Genomic DNA, 21320 nt, shown 5'->3' with positions numbered 1-21320 from the left:
TCTGCATTGTCGAGAAACGACGGCTACGAACGTCGTTAGAGTATAGGCCGCGCAGGCCGCGTCAAACTGGAAAGAGGAAGAGGACCATGACCGAGCAAACCCAACGCCACGAGCTGTCGTTGGCCCGCATTATCGACGCTCCGCGCGAGAAGATCTTCCGCTGCTGGACGGAGGAGGAGTTGTTGAAGCAATGGTTCGCGCCGCAGCCGTGGACGGTGTCCGCCGCCAAGATCGACGTTCGCGCGGGCGGCTCGAGCTCGGTCACCATGCGCAGCCCGGAAGGCGAGGATTACCCGGGCAACGGCGTTTATCTGGAAGTTGTTCCCAATGAGCGGATCGTCTTCACCGATGCTTTCACCAGCGCCTGGGTGCCGTCGGCCAAGCCCTTCATGGTGGTGACGATCCAGCTCGACGATCTTGGCGGCGGCAAGACGCGCTACACGGCCACGGTTCTGCACTGGTCGGCCGAGGATCGGCAAGCGCATGAGAAAATGGGATTCCATCAGGGATGGGCCCAGGGCGCCGATCAACTTGCCGCGCTGGCAGCCAAGATCTGAATTTCCTATTCAATTCCGGGGGATACGAACATGTCTTATGCAGTCGATTCATCCATGCCTTCGGTAACGCGGGCACAGCGCGTGGCAGGCACGATCCTTAGCGGGCTGGTCATTGCCTTCCTGCTGTTCGATGGCGTGATCAAGCTCGTCCCGCTTCCTGTCGTCACGGAGACGATGGCGGATCTTGGCTATTCCGCCGATCCGGCGCTTGCGCGGCTTCTCGGCGTCATCACGCTCGGCTGTGCCATTCTCTATGCGATCCCGAGGACTTCCGTTCTCGGCGCAATCCTGTTGACGGGCCTGCTCGGCGGCGCAATCGCGACGCACCTGCGGATTGGTAGCCCGATCTTCTCGCATCTGCTGTTCGGCGTCTATCTCGGCGTGATCGCCTGGGGCGGACTTTATCTTCGCTATGAAGCGGTTCGCAAAATGATTCCGCTCATTGATCGAAGCTTTTGATTTCGGACTCGATTTGCTGCCGCAACGACCCCTCGATCGCGCTGCTCGGCTTCCACGAGGAAGGATTCTCAGCCAAATATCTGAAGATCGGCGGCGTCTGGCGCGATCATGAGTGGGGGGCATTATTGTCGGACGATCCGCGCTCCTGACCTCTTTCGGAATCCGAAAGTCGCGCTATCTGGCAGAAAGCCCAAAAAGACATTGACTGTGCGAAAGGAAGGGGCGAAAGCGACCTTGAGCCTCTCGCCAAACCGTTGCGCAGAGCGCGAGAGCGCTGGAAGCCGTAAATGATCGTTTCGACCGAAGAAGAACTGACCAAGCTGAAAGATATCGGCCGCATCTGCGCCAATGCGTTGCAGGCCATGGCGGCCGCGCTCGAGCCGGGCATCACGACGCTGGAGCTGGATGCGATCGGCCGCAAGGTGCTGGAGGATGCCGGCGCGCAATCGGCGCCGGAGCTGGTCTACAAGTTTCCCGGCGCGACCTGCATCAGCGTCAATGAGGAAGTCGCCCATGGCATTCCCGGTCCGCGCGTGATCCAGGCGGGAGATCTGGTCAATCTCGACGTTTCGGCCGAGAAGGACGGCTTCTTTTCCGATACCGGTGCATCCTTTGCCGTGCCGCCGGTCAAGCCCAAGATCGAGCGCCTCTGCCGCGACGGCAAGAGAGCGCTTTGGGTCGGCCTCAATCAGGTGCGCAGTGGCGCGCCGCTTTCAAAGATCGGGCAGGCCGTCGGCGCCTTTGCACAGAAGAACCGCTATACCTTGATCGCCAATCTCGCCAGCCACGGCATCGGACGCTCCCTGCATGAAGAGCCCGCCGAGGTTTCCACTTGGGCAGACCCCGACGAGACACGGATCATGGATGATGGCCTGGTCTTCACCGTCGAGCCGTTTCTCTCGCTCGGCGCGAGCTGGGCGGAGGGGGGCGACGATGCGTGGACGCTCTATGCCGAACCGCAGGCGCCCACGGTCCAGTACGAGCATACGATCATCACCACCCGCAACGGGCCTATCATCCTGACATTGCCGGACAAGTGACGCCCTAAAGCGCGTCGCGAATCTTTCAGATTCGTTTCCTGCGCTTCAGGCCCTTGATTTTGCGCATGCCGTTGTCGCAAAACCGCTGCGCACTTTTGCGCGGCATGCTGTAGCTCAATCGTCGGACTTCGGCTCGCTCTCAGCTTTCGTTTCGCCGCGGATGATGTCGGCGGCGGCGCGCTCGAGGATTGCCGCGATGCGCGCGCCTTCGGCCTTGCTCCACGGGAACTTCGCGCGAAGAGCCGAGCGCAGCAGGTGGCGGGCGCGATGCACATCGCCGGCGCCATGGCGATCGAACGGATTGTCGCGGCCGTCCTCGTCACCACCGTCGAAGACCTCGCGGACGCGGGCCATCTTCTCGCCGATTGCGGCGAGCTTGGCGAATGTCACTTCCACCAGCTCACTGTTATCGTCGACGCGCTTCTGGCCGCTTTCCGTGATGCGGTAGAGCTTCTTCGTGCCGCTTGCCTCGACTTCAGCCTGGCCGGTTTCTTCGAGATAGGTGAGGGCAGGGTAGATGACGCCCGGGCTCGGCACGTAGAAACCGCCGGAGCGTTCCTCGAAGGTCTTGATCAGTTCATAGCCGTGACGCGGCTGCTCGGAGAGCAGGGCGAGAATGATAAGCTGCAGGTCGGCCGCATCGAACTTGCGTCCGGTGCGGAATCCGCCGCCGAACATGCCGCCCTTGAAGCCTCTCATGAAGTCTCTCCTGTGCTCGCCGTGCGATTCACGGCTTCGGCCATGTCGTAGGATATATGCCTCGACGATGTCAAAGCCATCTCCGCACATGTGGCGATCTCTAAAGCCTCTCATATCATTTCTCCTTGAAGTGTGAAGGTTTATATCGTTAGTCATGTCGTAAGATATATATCGTAAGATAGCATCTTGCAAGAGGGGCAATTTACGGATGGGTGGCTGGCGTGGAGAGAGCAGCTCTTTTGGAGGGGGAGTTCATCCATTGGGTGAAATTTCGCTGCTGAACAACTGCATCACGATCATGGGATAAGCGATTACATCTACGTAAGAATAGGTCCCCGCCGGTTGCCGCTCCCGGCGAACTGTCCTAGGCTCGCCGCAAATTGACGTCATTCGTGGTCGTCCGAACCAACAGGAAGCCTAACCGTCGTGTTTCATTCTTTCTTCCCGAATCCGAGATTGTTTTTTTCCTCATCGATCGTCTGGGCGCTCGTCTGCGTGTTCGTTTGGTATCTTCTCGGTGCGCATCTCGTCGCTTCGATGGGGTATCCGCCGCCGCCGGAGGATCAGCAGCCTGTAGGAGCGGCGTTTTTCCTGGTTCCTAATAATTTCCTGTTTTATCTATATTTTATTGCATGCGGCGTAGTTTTCTGCGGCTTCTGGCATGTGGTTTCGAAGCGCAATCCCTGGGTCGCCTGGTCCGTGTGGGGTTCTGCTTTCATCGTCTTCATCACCTATTTCGGTGTTCAGATCGACGTGGCGGTAAACGTGTGGCGTCGGCCTTTCTTTGACCTCCTGCAAAATGCGCTCGGCGGAAAGCCCGGCGTTACGGATGGGGATTTCTATGGATTGCTGTGGGCGTTCACGCAGCTCGGCCTGGTGGGCGTAGCTGTGAGCGTAATTTCATCGTTTTTCCTGAGCCACTATCTCTTCCGCTGGCGTTGGGCGATGAACAATTTCTACATGTCGAAGTGGGAGAAGCTCCGGCGCATCGAAGGCGCATCGCAGCGTGTCCAGGAAGACACGATGCGCTTTGCAACGAACCTCGAAGGGCTCGGCGTCAGCCTGATCGGCTCCGTCATGACCCTGATCGTCTTCCTGCCCATCCTCCTGGAACTGTCGAAGTATGTGACGGAACTGCCTATTATCGGCGCAATCCCGTATTCTCTTGTTTGGCTGGCCCTGATCTGGTCGGTATTTGGTACGTTCCTGCTTGCGCTCTTCGGGATAAAACTGCCGGGTCTGAACTTCCGAAATCAGCGAGTTGAGGCCGCCTACCGAAAGGAACTCGTCTACGGCGAGGATCGCGACGATCGCGCGCAGCCGCCTACCGTGATGGAACTCTTCTCCAACGTTCGGCGCAACTATTTCCGCATGTACTTCCACTACGCCTATTTCAACGTGGCGCGCTATTCCTATGGCCAGCTCGATGCGATCTTCCTTTATTTCGTGCTGGTGCCGACGTTCGTGGCGCACAAGATCACGCTCGGCATCTGGCAGCAGGTTGCCACGGCGTTCGGTCAAGTCAGCAATTCCTTCCAGTATCTCGTCAGTTCATGGACGACGATCATCGAGCTCTTGTCGATCCATAAGCGTCTGAAAGCCTTCGAGGCCGCTATTGACGACGAGCCTTTGCCGGCGATCGACCAGACCTATCTGGAGCGCGAAGCGGGCGTCATCCACGCCGACGGCTGACGAAAAGGCTCCGGAAACTTTTTATTGGTCAGAAGATCAGGCCATCCTCGCCCTTCGACAAGCTCAGGGTGAGGATGGAGCGCGCTGTTGCGTGAAGTCAGTTCAATATGCAGCCTTGCGCAGGGGAGAGCCCTCATGGTGAGGAGGCCCGAAGGGCCGTCTCGAACCACGAGGGCGGGTTGTGTATTGCGAGACCTCGTTCCAATCTCGGAAATCGGGCACGCTTGGGAAGATAGCCCTCACCCCTGCTGGGACTTGCCTCTGGCAGCGATCAGCGGGATGGCTTCGGAATAGCTGACGCAGGCGACGTCCTGCTTGTGGCAGACATCGCTGACGAAGCGATCGAGCGCGCGCCAATAGGCGCCGTCGTTCATCTCGACGAAATGGAAGCCGAGCTGCAGCGGGATGCGTTCGCCGTCATATTGCTTGGCGAAGGCGGCTTCGAAGGCGTCGAAAGTGCGGTCCTCGTAGGTCTTGGCATTCGCCTTGTCCTCGGCGCCCTTCGAATGGCGGACATAGAGATTGTAGTCCATGCCAATCACGACGCGATGCTCGGGTCCCTCGGGGATCAAGGGCAGGCCGAAGCGATAGATGCCGTCGACCACCTGCGGCAGGGCAGGTCCCTTGGTGACGAGGCTTGCATCATATTGGAAGCCCATCTCCTTTTCCGCCGGCACGAGGCCATCGCTGGTGGAGAGATAGGGCGCGCGGAATCCCCTAACGTCGTGCGTGGCGAAATCTTCCCAGCCCTGGGGCTCCTTTTCGGCAAGGCCGACATTCTTCCAGGCGTCGCGAAGCGCGATGTGGGCATCCATAAATTCCTGTTTCCAGTCGGCCGCGCTCCAGCCTTTGCCGTCGAAGTGACCGCAGGCATGGCTGGAAATATCGTGGCCCTCCAGATGGGCGCCCCAGATATTGGCGATACGGGTGCGCACATCGTCCTCGCTCTTGGCGAAGCCGACATTCGATTTGCCTAGACGCTGTTTCGGCCCCTGATAGGCCTTGGCCTGTACCTTGTTCATCAGGAAGGTGCAGGAAAGAAAGTAGGTGAAGTGCGCGCCGTTGCGCGAAGCGATCTCCCGGCTCCCGGTCCAGAGCGCATTGTCGTGCGCGCCGTCGAAGGAAATCATGACGAGCTGCTTGGGCTTGCCATCCGCATGGGCTGCGGCCGGAAGAACAAGAGAAAACGCGACGGAAAAACAGGTAGCTAAACGAAACATGGGCACCGAATATTGATTTGATCGAGCACGGTTTTGCGAAGGTCGACCCGCGATATCGGATGGCGTGCTCCAGTTGGCCTCCTTCCTTCCGCGTAAATGCGGCGAAGCTGCGGTGATGCTGGCATTTTTTTGCCGCAGCCGATAAGGATGTCATTACAAGACCGTAGGGGACTTCATTCATGGCATTGCTTATTCTTGGTATTGTTCTCTTTCTCGGCATCCATCTGATCCGCGTCGTCGCTCCTGGCTTGCGAACTTCTCTGATCGCAAGCCTCGGCGAATCCGGCTGGAAGATGGCCTATTCGATCGCAAGCATCGTAACCCTGATTATCCTCATTTACGGCTTCGGCCGGGCGCGCGACGTGACGCCGATCTGGTCGCCGCCTTTCTGGATGAGCCATATCACCATCCTGCTGATGCTGTTCGCGATGATCTGTCTTGCCGCCTCGCTGCTGCCGGCGGGGCATATCGCGGTCAGGACGAAGCATCCAATGGTGCTGTCCGTGAAGATCTGGGCGCTGGCGCATCTGCTCTCCAATGGCGATGCTGCAGCGATGCTGCTCTTTGCCGCTTTCCTCGCCTGGGGCGTGATCCTTCGCATTTCGCTGAAGCGGCGCGAGCGTGCCGGCGAAATCACCCTGCGTCCGTTCGTCTCGGCGAAATACGATCTCTATGCTGTTGTCATCGGCGCCATTGTCTGGGCTTTGATCATTTGGAAGCTTCATGCGTGGATTATCGGGGTTTCGCCGCTCGTTATGTGACGATTTCGGCCGTTCCCCCTTACATCAGCCGCAAAATGGAGTAGAAGGCCCCACTAACGGTAGAGCCGGATGATTTCAGGTCAGATCGACCCGAAATCTCACTCCGCTCTAGGAATTTAATAGATAGAGCATGATGTCGCGCGAAAACCGCTGACACTTTTCGGCATCATGCTCTAAGCTTTTGGTATAATTTGGCTTGGGCCGGAGACGAGAATGGCATTCAATGACGATAGCTTCATCCGCGAGGTGAACGAGGAACTGCGTTCGGACCAGTTGCGGTTCGTTTGGCGCCGTTTTGGCAGGCTGATCATCGGCGGAGCCGTACTCATCGTTCTCGGCACCGCGGCCTACAGCGGCTATCGCTATTGGGCCGGCAATCAGGCCGGTAGCGGCGGCGACCAGTTTATCGCAGCCCTGACGCTGGCCGACCAGAACAAGACGGACGAAGCGCTTGCCGCGCTGACGGCAATCGAAAAGAGTGGCCCTGGTTCCTATCCGGTCCTGGCCCGTCTGCGCGCCGCGACGCTGCAGGTGCAGAAGGGTGACAAGGCCGGCGCCATCGCCGCTTTCTCCGCGGTCGGCAAGCAGGCGGATATCCCCGTCGTCGTCCGCGATGCGGCTCGCCTGCGTGCCGCCTATCTTCTTGTCGACACCGGCACTTACGACCAGGTTGCCGCCGAGGCACAGGAACTGGCGGTGCCCGCCGACGCCTTCCGCCATTCGGCGCGCGACGTTCTGGGCCTTGCCGCCTACAAGGCCGGCGATTTCGCCAAGGCTAGACAATGGTTCCAGGCGATCGTCGACGATCCGCAGAGCCCGCGCAATGTCGCCAACCGCGCTCAGATGCTGCTCGATCTCATCACGGCATCCGGTAAAGCTCCGGTCGCAAAAGGCTGAAGGATCGCTAAATGAGTTTCACGGTCGCGATCGTCGGTCGCCCGAATGTCGGCAAGTCCACGCTGTTCAACCGTCTGGTTGGCAAGAAGCTGGCGCTCGTCGACGATACGCCTGGCGTCACGCGTGACCGTCGCCCCGGTGACGCCAAGCTGATCGATCTGCGCTTCCGCATCGTGGATACCGCCGGTCTTGAAGAGGCCCAGGATGAATCTCTTCAGGGTCGCATGCGCGCGCAGACGGAAGCTGCGATCGATGAGGCGGACCTGACGCTGTTCGTCGTCGATGCCAAGATGGGCCTGACTCATGTCGATAAGACGCTCGCCGAAATGCTGCGCAAGCGCGGCCGGCCCGTCGTGCTCGTCGCCAACAAATCCGAGGCACGCGGCTCCGATAGCGGCTTCTATGACGCCTATACGCTTGGCCTTGGCGAGCCTTGCCCGATCTCGGCCGAACATGGCCAGGGCATGATGGATCTGCGCGACGCGATCGTCGAGGCGATCGGTCCCGAGCGCGCCTTCCCGGAAGACGAAGACGAAGCGGAAACGAATGTCAGCATTCCGCGTCCTGCCATCGGCGAGGATGGCGAGGAGATCGACGAAGAGCCCGCCTATGACGAGACGCGCCCGCTGCGCGTTGCGATTGTCGGCCGTCCGAATGCCGGCAAGTCGACGCTCATCAATCGCTTCCTCGGCGAAGACAGGCTGCTGACCGGTCCGGAAGCCGGGATTACCCGCGATTCCATCTCCGTCGACTGGAGCTGGCGCGGCCGTACCATAAAGATGTTCGACACGGCCGGCATGCGCCGCAAGGCGAAGGTGATTGAGAAGCTGGAGAAGCTCTCGGTTGCCGATGCGTTGCGCGCCATCCGCTTTGCCGAAACCGTCGTCATCGTCTTCGATGCGACTATTCCCTTCGAGAAGCAGGATCTCCAGATCGTCGATCTCGTCATCCGCGAAGGCCGCGCCGCCGTGCTCGCCTTCAACAAGTGGGACATGATCGAGGATCGCCAGGCCGTGCTTGCCGATCTGCGCGAAAAGACCGATCGGCTGCTGCCGCAGGCACGCGGCATTCGCGCCATAACGATTGCCGGCCAGACCGGCGAAGGGTTGGACCGCCTGATGCAGGCGATCGTCGATACCGACAAGGTCTGGAACAAGCGCGTATCGACCGCCCGCCTCAATCGCTGGCTGGAGACACAGCAGGTGCAGCATCCGCCGCCGGCGGTTTCCGGCCGCCGCATCAAACTGAAATACATGACGCAGGTGAAGGCGCGGCCGCCGGCCTTCATGATCTCCTGTACGCGCTCGGATGCGCTGCCGGAGTCCTATGTCCGCTATCTGATCAACGGTCTGCGTGCGGATTTCGCCATGCCCGGCGTGCCCATCCGCATCCATTTCCGCACGTCGGAAAATCCTTACGAAAACAAGAAGAAGCGGTAATTTTCTCGAGCGCCCTGTCGGCGGATGGCCTTCGCTCAGGCTGCGTTCTTGCTGAGCGCCTCGCGCAGCATCGTGATTTCCGCCTTCAGACGCGCCAGTTCGTCAGGCGTCTGCTCCGTGGCATCCAGAATGCATGGGGGGACGGCTGCCGCCTTCTTTTTCAGCGCTTTGCCTTCGCCGGTGAGGTGGATCAGCACTTGGCGCTCATCTTCCTTGCTGCGGGTGCGATGAATGAAGCCAGCGGCTTCCAGGCGCTTCAAAAGCGGCGTCAGCGTGCTCGATTCCAGGAACAGCTTTTCACCGATACCACCGACGGTCTGGCCATCTTCCTCCCATAAAGTCACCATGACGAGATACTGCGGATAGGTGAGGTTGAGCGCATCAAGCATCGGCTTGTACAGCCGATTCATGGCGTGGTTCGCCGAATAGAGGGCGAAGCAGATGAAGTTATCCAGCTTTAACGGGTCGTCGGTCATCTCAAGTACTCCCTGAGAGGTCTCATGTAGGTCGTGCGATAAATAATTGTACACCTAAAAAGATGCTGGGGCTACGGATTTCTTCCGGTTTTGAAAAGCCGAGTTCGGCTGGGGCGCTCTTCGCAGCCCTGCCGCTACATCATCTCTATGGCAGGCATAACGAGGACATGCCGGCCGGATGGTCGGGGCTGCGATCAGGCGTGTGCGCCATCAATTATCTGGCGCAAGGTAACAAGGAATTCAATATCGAATCCAAGCGCAACAAGGGCTCAGTGCTTGTGGCCCCGGCCCCGATGGTTGGCGATCCGGACGTTGCCGATGAACTGGGTGGTGGCGGCTTCCCAGGAATAGCCGAGCGCCAGGGAACGGGCCGCCTCCCGCGAGCAGGAGAGGGCGGCAAGGCAGGCCGTTGCCAGATCCGCATCCACGACGCCGGCTGTCCTGTCGCCGGCGAGAATATCCGCAGGGCCGGTGACGGGATAGGCAGCGACTGGAACGCCGCTGGCAAGCGCCTCCAGAATGGCATTGCCGAATGTGTCGGTCTTCGACGGAAAGACAAAGACGTCGGCCTGGGAATAGGCGTGGGCCAATTCCTCGCCGAACTTCGCTCCCAGAAAGTGCACATCGGGATAGAGCTTCTGCAATTCCGCGCGCGCGGGTCCATCGCCAACGACCACCCTGGATCCCGACAGGTCGAGATCGAGAAAGGCGGGCAGGTTTTTTTCGAGCGCCACGCGGCCGACGGTCATGAAGATCGGGCGGGGCAGGCCGAAGGGATTGTCTTCCTGGGGCTGCGGTCGAAACAGCGAGGCGTCGATGCCACGGCTCCATGGCAGCAGATTATGGATGCCGCGCTGCGCGAGCTCGTTTGCAAGACTGGGCGTTGCCACCATGCAGCCGCAGCCGGCATTGTGAAACCATTTGACGAAAGCATAGAGCCAGCTTTGCGGTATCGGCAGGCGGGCGGAGACATATTCGGGAAAGCGGGTGTGATAGCTCGTGGAAAAGGGCATGCCGTTTCGCAGGCACCAGCGCCGTGCCGTGAGCCCGAGCGGGCCTTCCGTCGCAATGTGTACATAGGTCGGCTGGATCGCCTCTATTCTTGCGGCGACCTTGCGATAGCTGGCGATCGAAAGCCGGATCTCCGGATAGGTGGGACAGGGGATATTGCGAAAGCCGTCCGGCGTGACCATGGAGACTTCGATCCCCATGCGCGACAGTTCGCGGTTGGTGTTCTCGATCGAACGGACGACGCCGTTGACCTGCGGATGCCAGGCATCGCTGACGATGAGCAGCCGTTCAGGTACCGCGACAGGTGTCGCCGCCTGGCTCCAGGTGGTTTGATCGATGTCCGACAAGCGTTGCAACATGCCCAAAACAGTCCATCCGCACCACATCCTCATGATGACGGTGCCAGCGATTGCGGTGCTTCAAACATGATTCCCGCGCCCACCTTATTGTGGGGGGTGTCCATGATGGAAATATTACAGCGTTTACTTGGCGACTTTCAGCTTCCGGGGGGAAACGAGCGCGCCGTATTCCCGAATGACCTTCGCTGCGATTTCGGCGGCGAAGCCGGCGGCGGCAACGGCATCCTGATGCTGCAGATAATGGGCCAGAAATGCGCCGTTGAAACTGTCGCCGGCGCTGGTGGTATCGACGACCTTGCCGACCTTGACCGCGGGAACAAGCGTCTCGTCGGTGCCGTCGCCGATGGTCGCACCTTCCGCACCGTTCTTGACGACGACCATGTCGGCGCCGTGCTGCCGGTAACGGCGAATGGTCGTGGCAATGGAATCGTCGCCGAAATGCACGGCTTCGTCATCAAAGCTCGGCATGACGAGCGTTGCGGCGCGCGCGCCTTCCGCGATCATGGTGTGCATGGCGTCGAGGCTCGACCACAGGCGCGGGCGCAGGTTCGGATCGAAGGCGACCAGCTTGCCGGCCGCCTTGGCGCGGCGCAGTTCCGCCAGCAAGGTGAAGGCGTCTTCGCGTGGCAGGATCGCCAGCGTGATGCCGGAGAAATAGAGGACGTCGGATGCCTCGATCGCGGTGCGCAGGGCGTCGCCATCGGCGGCGAGCTGGCGGGCGGCGGAACTGTCGCGCCAATAGCTGAAGGAGCGTTCGCCGTCCTTCAGATTGATCATGTAAAGGCCGGGCGTCTTGCCGCGAAGGCGGCGGATGCTTGCAGTGCCGATGCCGGCGCCGCCTATGAAGGCGATCATTTCGTCTGACATGGCGTCGTCGCCGAGCGCGGTGAAATAGTCGATCGACCAGTCTGCCGGCAGGCAGGCGCGGGCATACCAGGCGGTGTTGAAGGTATCGCCGGCAAAGCCCTTGCGCAGATGCCCGTCATCGGCCTGCGACAGTTCCACCATGCATTCGCCGATCGATAGAAAACGCCCGCCCAAGACTTCCTCCTGCATTTTGTCCTGGTGCTGCATACCCGCAAGCCGCGGCTGGAGCAAGGCGGACGGCGGCAGCCGCCATCCACTTTTGCGGCCTTAGAGTGGTTCACTTTTTCGCGGGATCTGCGAACCGCTCTGTCTCTTTATCTTTTCGCAATTCCGGACGGAAAACCGCTGCGCACTTTTCCTGGAATTGCTCTATGGCCGGTCCATATGATAGCAGGCTGCCGTCTGGCCCGGGCGCACATGCTCGGTCGGCGGCATTTTCGTGCGGCAGACATCCGTCGCTTTCCAGCAGCGGGGCGAGAAAACGCAGCCCGGCGGCGGATTGAGCGGCGAGGGCGGGTCCCCCTGCAGGCGAATGCGCTCGCGGGCGCGCGCCAGCTTCGGGTCGGGGATGGGGGCGGCAGAGAACAATGCCTGCGTATAGGGATGAGCCGGATGGTCGAAGACCGTCGCGGCTTCGCCCGCTTCCACCACCTTGCCGAGATAGAGCACGAGCACATCGTCCGAGATCAGCCGTACGACGGAAAGATCGTGGCTGATGAAGATCAAGGTCAGGCCGAACTCCTTGCGCAGGCGGCGCAACAGCGTGATGACCTGCCCCTGGATCGAGACGTCAAGCGCCGAGACCGGCTCGTCGCAGATGATGAGTTTCGGCCGGGTGATGACCGCACGCGCAATGCCGATGCGCTGCGCCTGCCCGCCCGAGAACTCATGCGGGTAGCGGTTGATCATCTCCGGGACGAGACCGACGGCTGCCATGATCTCGCGAACACGATCCTGCCGCTGTGCGCGGGTCAGTTTCGGCTCGAACACCGTGAGCGGCTCGGCAATGATGTCGCCGACGGTCATGCGCGGATCGAGCGAGGCTACCGGATCCTGGAAGATGATCTGCATGTCGCGGCGCGCGGCGCGCATCTCCTCGTCGGAGAGATCGAGAAGGTTGCCGCCCTGCCAGAGGATGCGGCCCTTCTGCGCTCTGATCAGCCGCAGGATCGAGCGGCCAAGCGTCGACTTGCCGCAGCCGGACTCGCCGACGATGCCGAGCGTGCGACCGGTCTTCAGCTCGAAACTGACGTCGCTGACCGCCGTGAGAACCAACGGCGGCTTGAAGAAGGATTTCGACGGCAGTTCGAATTCGGTGGTCAGATGTTCGACCTTCAGAAGAGTTTGTTCAGCCATGGACGCGGCTCCGTTCCTGATCAGCCGAAAGGGGATGGACGCAGGCCGCGCAGCGTCGCGGCGCAAGCGGATCGAGCGGCGGTGCCGCGTCCAGACAATCGTCCTGCACATGGGCGCAGCGCGGCGAGAAGGCGCAGCCGCGCGGCAAATGCATCAGGTTTGGCGGCCGCCCGGGGATGACGGTGAGATCGTCGACATCCTGGTCGGGCCGCGGGATCGCGGAGTGGAGCGCAGCCGTATAGGGATGGGCCGGGCTTTCGAACAGCTCCTCGACCGGCGCTTCTTCGACGATGCGGCCGGCATACATGACGGCGACGCGATCGGCGAGGCCGGCAACGACGCCGAGGTCATGGGTGATCATGACGAGCGCCGTGTGCATTTCCGACGTCAACTCGTTGAAAAGATCGAGGATCTGCGCCTGGATCGTGACGTCGAGCGCCGTCGTCGGCTCGTCGGCAATGAGGAGCTTCGGCTTGGTGAGCAGCGCCATCGCGATGACGATGCGCTGGCGCATGCCGCCCGAAAGCTCATGCGGGTAGAGATTGAAGCGGCGCGTCGGGTCAGGAATGCCGACGCGCTTCAACATATCGAGCGCCGCAGCCGAAGCCGCGCGCGCCGTCAGGCCGCCATGAACCTCGAGCTGTTCCGTCAACTGCCGCGATATGCGCAGCGACGGGTTGAGCGCTGTCATAGGGTCCTGGAAGACCATAGCCATGTCCTTGCCTCGCACATGGTCGAGTTCGCGCGGTTTCAGCGTCAGCAAATCCTTGCCATCCAGCAGCGCCTGGCCGCTGGTGCGGCCGTTCTTGGCGAGCAGGCCCATGAGGCCGAGGAAGGTCTGGCTTTTGCCGGAACCGGATTCGCCGACGATGGCGATGCGCTCGCCGCGGCCGATCTTGAGGTTCATCTTCGAAACCGCCGCCACCTCGCCTTCCGGCGTGCGGAAGGTGATGGAGTAGTCTTTGAGTTCGAGAAGCGTATCTGTCATGTCAGCGATCCTTCGGATCGAAAGCGTCGCGCAGGCCATCGCCGATGAAGAGCAGGCTCATCAGCAGCGCGACCAGGAAACCAGCCGGGAAGAACAGCAGCCAGGGTGTCGTCTCCATGCCGGCCGAACCCTCGGCAATCAGCGTGCCGAGCGATGTCAGCGGCTCCTGAACGCCGAAGCCGAGATAGGAGAGGAAGCTTTCAGTCGCGATGATTTCCGGAATGGTGAGCGTCGCATAGATGACCACCGATCCGACGAGGTTCGGTACGATGTGCTTGAGGATGATCTTGAACGACCGCTGCCCGGAGGCCCGCGCGGCTTCGATGAACTCCCGCTGCTTGATCGACAAGGTCTGGCCGCGCACGATGCGGGCCATGGTGAGCCATTCCAGCGCGCCGATCGCTGCAAACAGCAGATAGACGTTACGGCCGAAGATCACCATCAGCAGGATGACGAAGAGCACGTAGGGCAACGCGTACATGATATCGACGAAGCGCATCATGATGGCATCGACGCGACCGCCGAAATAGCCGGCGACAGCGCCATAGAGCACGCCGATGACGACCGAGACGAGGGTTGCCACAAGCGCGACGGTCAGCGAAACGCGGGTGCCGTAGAGCGTGCGGGCCAGCAGGTCGCGGCCGTTGCCGTCGGTGCCGAAATAGTGGCCGGCGGCGAAGTCCGGAGGGCCTCGGAAGGAGGTCCAGTCCGGATCCTCGTAGTTGAAGGGCAGGAAATACGGGCCGAATATGGCAACCAAAACCAATACGGCCAGTACGATCAGCGAAAGTGCCGCGGCCTTGTTGCGGAGCAGGCGACGCATCGCGTCGCCGCTGAGCGAGCGCCCCTTGGGTGCAAGCCCCTCTGCCGAAAGCAATTCCGCTTCCAGCAATTCTCTCTTGGCTGAATTGAGGATCATCGCATTCTCACTTTCGGATCGAGCCAGGCATAGGCGATGTCGACCAGCAGGTTGAGGACCACGATCAGGAGCATGTAGAAAATGACCGTGCCGAGGACCATGCCATAGTCACGGTTCAGCGCCGCGCCGACGAAGTAGCGGCCGACGCCGGGGAGGCCGAAAATGCTTTCGACGACCAGCGAACCGGTGAGCAGGTAGCTTGCCGCGGGTCCGAGATAGGACACGACGGGCATCAAGGCCGGCTTCAATGCATGCCGCATGACGGTCAGCCGCGGGCCGATACCCTTGGCCTTGGCCGTGCGGATGAAGTTCTGGCTCATCACCTCGATCATCGAGCCGCGCATCAGGCGCGAAATACGTGCCGCGTGCGGCAGCGTCAGGACGATGATGGGCAGGATCAGGAACTTGATCGAGCCGTCGCCCCAGCCGCCGACCGGCAGCCAGCCGAGCGTGTTGCCGAAGACGAGCTGAAGGATCGGGGCGATGAGGAAGCTCGGCATGACCAAGCCGATGAGGAGCCCGCCGCCCAGCCAGTAATCTGCCGCGCGGTTCTGATAGAGCGCCCCCAGACAGCCTATGAACACGCCGACGACGGTTGCGAGCACGAAGGCGCTGCCGCCGATGGTCAGCGTATAGGGAAAGCCAGACATGATCTGCTGGGTGACGGTGAAGTCCTGGTTGGCGAAAGAGGGGCCAAGATCGCCCTTCATGACGTCGGCGACATAGATCAGATATTGCTCAACCAGGGGCTTATCGAGGTTGTAGTGAGCCGCGAGGTTGGCTTTGACTTCCGGCGGCAATGGCCTTTCGCCATCGAAGGGGCCGCCGGGAGCGAGGCGCAGAATGAAAAAACACACTGTCACGGCAATCCACAAGACGGGGATTGTCGACAGCAAACGACGGAGAGCATAGCCAAACATGATTTTAGACGGCTCCCTCCCGGTTTATCGGGGAGGGAGCCTGTTCCCAATTATTCTTTGATCGACAGCCAGCGCGTGCGGTGGATGTCTTGGATATTGTCGACGAAGCCCTGGACCTTCGGGGCGACGATGTTCTGGGAAACGTAGTAGTAGATCGGGATCGCGGCGCTGTCGTCGAGGGCCAGCTGTTCAGCCTTCTTGTAGATTTCGGCGCGCTTCTTCAGATCGATTTCTTCGTTGCCCTGCTTGATCAGAGCATCGTAGTCCTTGTTGCTCCAGCGGCCGTAGTTCATTTCGACGCCGGTGGACAGCAGGTTCAGGAAGTTGATCGGGTCGTTGTAGTCGGCAAGCCAGCCAGCGCGGCCGATCTGCACCTCGCCGCGCTGCATTTCATCGTAATGCACCTTGGTTTCGGTGTTGTAGAGCTCGATATCGACGCCGAGCGGCTTCCACATCGCGGCGATCGCGACTGCGATGCGCTTATGGTTGTCGTTGGTGTTGTAGCGAAGCTGCGCCTTCAGCGGATGATCGGGGCCGAAGCCCGCTTCCTTCAGCAGCTTCTTGGCCTCTTCGACCTTCTGCTTGTAGGGTTCATCCTTCCAGCTCACACGGGCCGGCTCGCCGTAATTGGCCGTACCCGGCGGCACCCAGGAATACATCGGCAATTCGCCGGTGCCGAGGATCTTCGGACCGATGACCTCGCGGTTGACGGCCATGGAAAGAGCCTGGCGGACGCGCTTGTCGTTGAACGGCGGTTTGGTGGCGTTCAGGACGTAATAGTAGGTGCCAAGGAACGGCACCACATGCGCCTGGCCGGGAAGGTTCTTCTGGAGCCATTCATACTGATCGGCGGGGAAGGAGGTGACGACATCGAATTCGCCGGCGCGATAGCGCTTCAGCGCGGCTGCCTGATCTTCCAGCGTGTAGAAGTTCACCTTGTCGATCTTCACGTCCTTGGCGTCATGATACTGGTCGTTCTTGACGTTGCTGACATGCGAGCCCGGCACCCATTCGACCGGCTTGTACGGGCCGTTGGTGACGATGTTCTCGATCTTGACCCAGCTATCGCCCTTGGCTTCGACGACATGCTTCGGCAGCGGATAGGCCGTGTAGTGCATCAAGGCGTTGAGGAAGTAGGGGGTCGGGTTCTCGAGCGTGATTTCCAGCGTCTTGTCGTCGATCGCCTTGACGCCGAGCTGGGTCGGATCCTTGATTTCGCCCTTGTTGATCTTTTCCGCGTTCTTGATGGTGTATTGCAGATAGGCGTACTGCGCGGCGGTCTTCGGATCCATCAAGCGCTGGAAAGCAAAGACGAAGTCCTGAGCCGTCACGGGGTGGCCATCGGACCACTTGATGCCGTCACGCAGCTTGAAGGTATAGACCTTCTGGTCGGGCGAAATGGTCCAGCTTTCAGCCTGGCCGGGAATTGGGTTGTCCTTGGGATCCTCGGTCACCAGTCCCTCGAAGATATCGCCGTCGATGCGGTTTTCCCAGTCGCCGGAAATTTTTTGCGGATCGAGCGAAGTCGGGTCGCCGCCGTTGTGGATATTGAGCGTCGCGGCGTGCGCGGAAAAGCTCAATATCGTGCTGACGAGAGCTGTCGCTAGAAACTTTCTGGTGAAATGAGTCATGTGTTTTCCCACTTTCTGGAGTTATTGTCCTTGTTTTACAAGGGTATTTTTGATCTCGCAGGTGACCTGTACGTGCAGGTCAATGCGGGAAGTTATCGAAAGCAACGTCGCATTCAAGCCCAAAAGAGTAAGGCATGCTTAGCGTGTGAATTTTCATATTGATAATTCTCTAAAATTGATACTGCGAATTTACCCGTCCTGGTGGTTGAATTTGCCGCATGGCTGATTGCGGCTTGCCGCCTGCGCTTGAGTATGCAAACTGAGCAACGGTGTGCGATATCGAGGCGGTTTGATGAAATCGACGAATAAAGCGGCGGGTACCGACTGGTGGCGCGGAGCCGTGATCTACCAGGTCTATCCGCGGTCGTTTCAAGATACGGATGCCAATGGGCTCGGCGACATCAAGGGAATTACCCGACGCCTGCCTCACATTGCCGCACTCGGGGTCGATGCGATCTGGCTGGCGCCGTTCTTCACCTCGCCGATGGCCGATATGGGCTATGACGTCGCCGACTATTGCGACGTCGATCCGATCTTCGGCACGCTTGCCGATTTCGACGAGATGATGGCGGCGGCGCATGGGCTGGGGCTGAAGGTCATCATCGACCAGGTCATCTCGCATACGTCGGACCGGCACCCCTGGTTCGTGGAGAGCCGGGCGAGCCGCGACAATCCCAAGGCGGACTGGTATGTCTGGGCCGATCCGAAGCCGGACGGCACGGCACCGAACAACTGGCTGTCGATCTTCGGCGGACCTGGCTGGGAATGGGACGGCGTGCGCCGGCAATATTACCAGCACAATTTCCTGACCTCGCAGCCGGACCTGAATTTCCACAATCCAGAGGTACAGGATGCCGTGCTGGCGGCGGTGAAATTCTGGCTCGACCGCGGCGTCGACGGCTTTCGCCTGGATACGGTCAACTACTATTTCTGTGACAAGAAGCTGCGGGACAATCCGCCGGCACTCGTCGCAACGGGCGGGCTCGACGCCCCCAAGAGCAATCCCTACGGCATGCAGAACCATCTCTACGACAAGACGCAGCCGGAGAATATCGGCTTCCTGACGCGGTTCCGGGCATTGCTCGACCAATATGAGGATCGCGCGACCGTCGGCGAAGTGGGGGACGGCGCGCGCTCGCTGCAGACGGTCGCGGCCTATACCAGTGGCGGCGACAAGCTGCATATGTGCTACACCTTCGACTTGTTGGGACCCGATTTTACCCCGGCGCATTTCCGCCGCTGTGTCGGCGATTTCCAGGATAATGTCGTCGACGGCTGGGTCTGCTGGGCCTTCTCCAATCACGACGTCCAGCGTCATGTCAGCCGCTTTGCCGAGACGGAGGAGGAGCAGCCGCGCGTCGCTAAGCTCGCGATCTCGCTACTATCAACCCTGCGCGGCTCGATCTGCCTCTATCAGGGCGAAGAGCTCGGTCTGCCCGAGGCGGAGCTTGCCTTCGAGGATCTGCGCGATCCCTATGGCATTCGTTTCTGGCCGGCCTTCAAGGGGCGTGATGGGTGCCGCACGCCGATGGCCTGGGAGGCGAGCCGCGCCCACGCAGGCTTCACCACCGCCGACAAATCATGGCTGCCGGTTCCCTATCAGCATGCGGCGCTCGCGGTCGACAAGCAGGAGGCGGACGAAGATTCCGTGCTGCATCACTACCGGCGGACACTGGCCTTCCGCGCGGAGCATTCGGCCCTGCGCGATGGCGATATGACTTTCCTCGATACGGAGGAGGACGTTCTTGCCTTCACCCGTTCCAAGGGCGACGAGACGCTGCTGTTCGTCTTCAATCTCTCCCGCAAGCCAGTGAAGGTTGCTCTGCCGAAGGATATCAAGCTGGGCAAGACGATCGCCATGCCGGGGTTTGGCACGGCGGATGCCGGAGCGACGGTGGCGCTTGCCGCATTGGATGTCTATTGCGGCAAGCTCGCCTGATCACCCGATCAGCATGAACTTGTCGACATCGACAAGGCCCCGGTCCGATATCTTCAGATGCGGGATGACGGGCAGGGGCAGGAAGGCGAGCTGCAGGAAGGGCTCTTCCAGCGTCGCGCCGAGGGCATAGGCAGCCTGGCGCAGATGGTGCAGCGTGTCGCGCACACTTTCATAGGGCTCCAGGCTCATCAGGCCGGCGATGGGGAGCGCGATCTCGCCGGTGACGGCGCCGTCCTCGACGACGACGAAGCCGCCGTTGATATCGCTGAGGCGGTTGGCGGCCAGCGCCATGTCATCCTCGTTGACACCGACGACGCAGATATTATGGCTGTCATGGCCGACGGTCGAGGCGATCGCGCCCTTCTTCAGCCCGAAACCCTGGACGAAGCCATTGGCATGATTGCCGTTCTTGCCGTGCCGCTCGATGACGGCAACCTTGATGACATCGTTGCCGAGATCGATATCGGTTTCGTTGCCCTTGGTCGGCAGGCGATAGCGGCGATGTTCGGTGATGATCTTGCCGGGTGTCACGCCGATGACGGAGCTTTCGCCTTCACTGACCGGTACGCCGAAGTCGGCAGCGTTGATCGGGCGGGCCTTGACGCTGTCGAGACCGACGGGATCGACGGAATTGCGGGTGGCGAAGAGCTCCGCCGTCACCTTTCTGCCCGCGGAAAAGACGATCTCGGCCTTGCAGTTCTCGAGGCTGTCGATGACGACGAGATCGGCGCGCCAGCCGGGCGCCACTAGCCCGCGATCGCGCAGGCCGAAGGCGCGGGCGGCGGAGATGGAGGCGGCACGGTAGATCGCTAAGGGCTCGACGCCATGCGCGATCGCCGTGCGGATCATATAATCGAGATGCCCCTGCTCGGCGATATCGAGCGGGTTGCGGTCGTCGGTGCAGAGCGCGAGGTGAGGCGACAGGCGCTCGGTGATAATGGGCATCAATGCATGCAGATCCTTGGAGACGGAGCCCTCGCGCACCAGCACATGCATGCCCTTGCGGATCTTCTCCAGTGCTTCCTCTGATGTCGTCGATTCATGCTCGGTGCGGATGCCGGCGGCGAGATAGCCGTTGAGGTCGTTGCCGCGCAGCAGCGGCGCATGGCCGTCGATATGGCTGCCCTGGAAGGCTTCGAGCTTCGCCATGCAGACGGGATCCTTGTGGATCACGCCGGGAAAATTCATGAATTCGGCAAGGCCGATCACCTTCGGATGGTTGCGGAAGGGCAGGAGCTTCTCGATCGGCAGATCGGCGCCGGAGGTTTCCAGATGCGTTGCCGGCACGCAGGAGGAAAGCTGGACGCGGATGTCCATGATGGTTTCCAGCGAGCAATCCAGGAAATAGCGGATGCCTTCCGTGCCTAGCACGTTGGCGATCTCATGCGGATCGCAGATGACTGTCGTGATGCCATAGGGCAGGACGCAGCGATCGAATTCGAGCGGCGTCACCAGCGAGGATTCGATATGGAGGTGCGTGTCGATGAAGCCCGGTACGACGATGCGGCCGGAAATATCGATCTCCTCGCGACCCTGATAATCGCCGCACGTGCCGACGATGCGATCGCCGCAAATCGCGATATCCGAAGCGACCAGCTCTCCCGTCACCAGATCGAAGAACCGGCCGTTTTTGAGAACGATGTCCGCAGGCTCCCGGCCGACGCCCTGGTCGATATAGCGTTCGAGTTTGGTGGTCATGGTGTTTTCCTGCATTCGCTGTGATTCCGTATAGCCCCTCACCCTAGCCCTCTCCCCGTCTTACGGGGAGAGGGGATCTGTTCGAATTTGTTGATAGAGCTGTGTTGCTTACGGCCTGGCGAGAGGCAGATGCCCCTCTCTCCGCGCGCGGTAGGGCAATCGAATATGAAATGAGGTCGTTGCCGCACACCCCTTCTCCCCTCGGGGAGAACGTGCCGCCAGGCGGATGAGGGGGTGCCTGCCAAGAGCACGAAAATCCCCGCATTCAAATCGGCCAGCCCCCTCATCCGACCCTTCGGGCCACCTTCTCCCCGAGGGGCTATGGCATTCACACATTTGGAATTGCGTATGGAATGAGGTTCTGATTCTGTTGCTGCCGGCAGGAGAATTGA

Annotated in this window: 19 protein-coding genes; 8 read left to right on the top strand and 11 right to left on the bottom strand. The window is 60.5% G+C overall.

Annotation, left to right across the window (positions count from 1 at the left end):
* Positions 1 to 86: 86 nt before the first annotated feature.
* The 3 genes from CCGE531_RS13660 to map all read left to right on the top strand — a co-directional run bounded on the left by CCGE531_RS13660 (position 87) and on the right by map (position 2056).
* Complete coding sequence (locus CCGE531_RS13660) at positions 87 to 557, top strand: SRPBCC family protein (RefSeq protein WP_120664645.1); 471 nt, start codon at positions 87 to 89, stop codon at positions 555 to 557.
* A gap of 30 nt (positions 558 to 587) precedes the next feature.
* On the top strand, positions 588 to 1016 hold the full coding sequence (locus tag CCGE531_RS13655; RefSeq protein WP_120664644.1) for a DoxX family protein: 429 nt from the start codon (positions 588 to 590) through the stop codon (positions 1014 to 1016).
* Between the two features lie 287 nt (positions 1017 to 1303).
* The gene (gene map / locus CCGE531_RS13645; protein WP_120664643.1) at positions 1304 to 2056 is read left to right on the top strand and encodes a type I methionyl aminopeptidase; all 753 of its coding nucleotides are present in this window, start codon (positions 1304 to 1306) and stop codon (positions 2054 to 2056) included.
* Positions 2057 to 2170: 114 nt separating this feature from the next.
* On the opposite strand, the gene CCGE531_RS13640 is transcribed toward map, so the two are convergent.
* Positions 2171 to 2755, bottom strand: coding sequence for a PadR family transcriptional regulator (locus tag CCGE531_RS13640; protein WP_120664642.1), 585 nt, complete (start codon positions 2753 to 2755; stop codon positions 2171 to 2173).
* A 426-nt stretch (positions 2756 to 3181) separates the two neighbouring features.
* Here CCGE531_RS13640 and sbmA point away from each other — a divergent pair, with 426 nt between their 5' ends.
* Positions 3182 to 4447, top strand: coding sequence for a peptide antibiotic transporter SbmA (sbmA, locus tag CCGE531_RS13635; protein WP_120664641.1), 1266 nt, complete (start codon positions 3182 to 3184; stop codon positions 4445 to 4447).
* 239 nt (positions 4448 to 4686) lie between these two features.
* Here the strand turns inward: sbmA and CCGE531_RS13630 are convergent, their stop codons facing one another.
* Complete coding sequence (locus CCGE531_RS13630) at positions 4687 to 5667, bottom strand: polysaccharide deacetylase (protein ID WP_120664640.1); 981 nt, start codon at positions 5665 to 5667, stop codon at positions 4687 to 4689.
* Positions 5668 to 5846: 179 nt separating this feature from the next.
* Here CCGE531_RS13630 and CCGE531_RS13625 point away from each other — a divergent pair, with 179 nt between their 5' ends.
* The 3 genes from CCGE531_RS13625 (at position 5847) to der (ending at position 8764) form a co-directional block, all read left to right on the top strand.
* Positions 5847 to 6428, top strand: coding sequence for an NnrU family protein (locus tag CCGE531_RS13625; protein ID WP_120664639.1), 582 nt, complete (start codon positions 5847 to 5849; stop codon positions 6426 to 6428).
* A 213-nt stretch (positions 6429 to 6641) separates the two neighbouring features.
* Complete coding sequence (locus CCGE531_RS13620) at positions 6642 to 7325, top strand: tetratricopeptide repeat protein (RefSeq protein ID WP_120664638.1); 684 nt, start codon at positions 6642 to 6644, stop codon at positions 7323 to 7325.
* An 11-nt stretch (positions 7326 to 7336) separates the two neighbouring features.
* Positions 7337 to 8764, top strand: a complete 1428-nt coding sequence (der, locus tag CCGE531_RS13615) for a ribosome biogenesis GTPase Der (RefSeq protein WP_120664637.1) — start codon at positions 7337 to 7339, stop codon at positions 8762 to 8764.
* A 35-nt stretch (positions 8765 to 8799) separates the two neighbouring features.
* Here der and CCGE531_RS13610 read toward each other — a convergent pair whose 3' ends face one another.
* From CCGE531_RS13610 to CCGE531_RS13575, 8 genes are all read right to left on the bottom strand, one after another.
* Entirely contained in the window at positions 8800 to 9240 is a 441-nt protein-coding gene (locus tag CCGE531_RS13610) for a MarR family transcriptional regulator (RefSeq protein ID WP_120664636.1), read from the bottom strand.
* Between the two features lie 269 nt (positions 9241 to 9509).
* The gene (locus CCGE531_RS13605; RefSeq protein WP_120664635.1) at positions 9510 to 10610 is read right to left on the bottom strand and encodes a glycosyltransferase family 1 protein; all 1101 of its coding nucleotides are present in this window, start codon (positions 10608 to 10610) and stop codon (positions 9510 to 9512) included.
* 123 nt (positions 10611 to 10733) lie between these two features.
* The gene (locus CCGE531_RS13600) at positions 10734 to 11651 is read right to left on the bottom strand and encodes a sugar kinase (RefSeq protein WP_120666824.1); all 918 of its coding nucleotides are present in this window, start codon (positions 11649 to 11651) and stop codon (positions 10734 to 10736) included.
* A gap of 195 nt (positions 11652 to 11846) precedes the next feature.
* Positions 11847 to 12833 (bottom strand): oligopeptide/dipeptide ABC transporter ATP-binding protein, encoded by a 987-nt coding sequence (locus tag CCGE531_RS13595; protein WP_120664634.1) that lies wholly within the window; start codon positions 12831 to 12833, stop codon positions 11847 to 11849.
* Positions 12826 to 13821 (bottom strand): ABC transporter ATP-binding protein, encoded by a 996-nt coding sequence (locus CCGE531_RS13590; protein WP_120664633.1) that lies wholly within the window; start codon positions 13819 to 13821, stop codon positions 12826 to 12828. Before CCGE531_RS13590 ends, CCGE531_RS13595 begins: the two co-directional genes overlap by 8 nt.
* 1 nt (position 13822) lies before the next feature.
* Positions 13823 to 14740 (bottom strand): ABC transporter permease subunit, encoded by a 918-nt coding sequence (locus CCGE531_RS13585; RefSeq protein ID WP_120664632.1) that lies wholly within the window; start codon positions 14738 to 14740, stop codon positions 13823 to 13825.
* Positions 14737 to 15660 (bottom strand): ABC transporter permease subunit, encoded by a 924-nt coding sequence (locus tag CCGE531_RS13580; protein ID WP_120664631.1) that lies wholly within the window; start codon positions 15658 to 15660, stop codon positions 14737 to 14739. The genes CCGE531_RS13585 and CCGE531_RS13580 overlap by 4 nt, the downstream gene beginning before the upstream one ends.
* 50 nt (positions 15661 to 15710) lie before the next feature.
* The gene (locus tag CCGE531_RS13575) at positions 15711 to 17291 is read right to left on the bottom strand and encodes a peptide ABC transporter substrate-binding protein (RefSeq protein WP_120664630.1); all 1581 of its coding nucleotides are present in this window, start codon (positions 17289 to 17291) and stop codon (positions 15711 to 15713) included.
* Between the two features lie 292 nt (positions 17292 to 17583).
* On the opposite strand from CCGE531_RS13575, the gene CCGE531_RS13570 reads away from it, so the two are divergent.
* Positions 17584 to 19230, top strand: coding sequence for an alpha-glucosidase family protein (locus CCGE531_RS13570; RefSeq protein WP_120664629.1), 1647 nt, complete (start codon positions 17584 to 17586; stop codon positions 19228 to 19230).
* Here the strand turns inward: CCGE531_RS13570 and ade are convergent, their stop codons facing one another.
* A complete protein-coding gene (ade, locus tag CCGE531_RS13565) occupies positions 19231 to 20928 on the bottom strand; it encodes an adenine deaminase (RefSeq protein WP_205586444.1) in 1698 nt (565 codons plus the stop codon).
* Positions 20929 to 21320 lie beyond the last annotated feature (392 nt).

Source organism: Rhizobium sp. CCGE531 (assembly GCF_003627795.1).
Taxonomy (GTDB): domain Bacteria; phylum Pseudomonadota; class Alphaproteobacteria; order Rhizobiales; family Rhizobiaceae; genus Rhizobium.
Note: the sequence above shows the minus strand (reverse complement) of the source record. Positions and strands in the feature narration are given on the sequence as shown.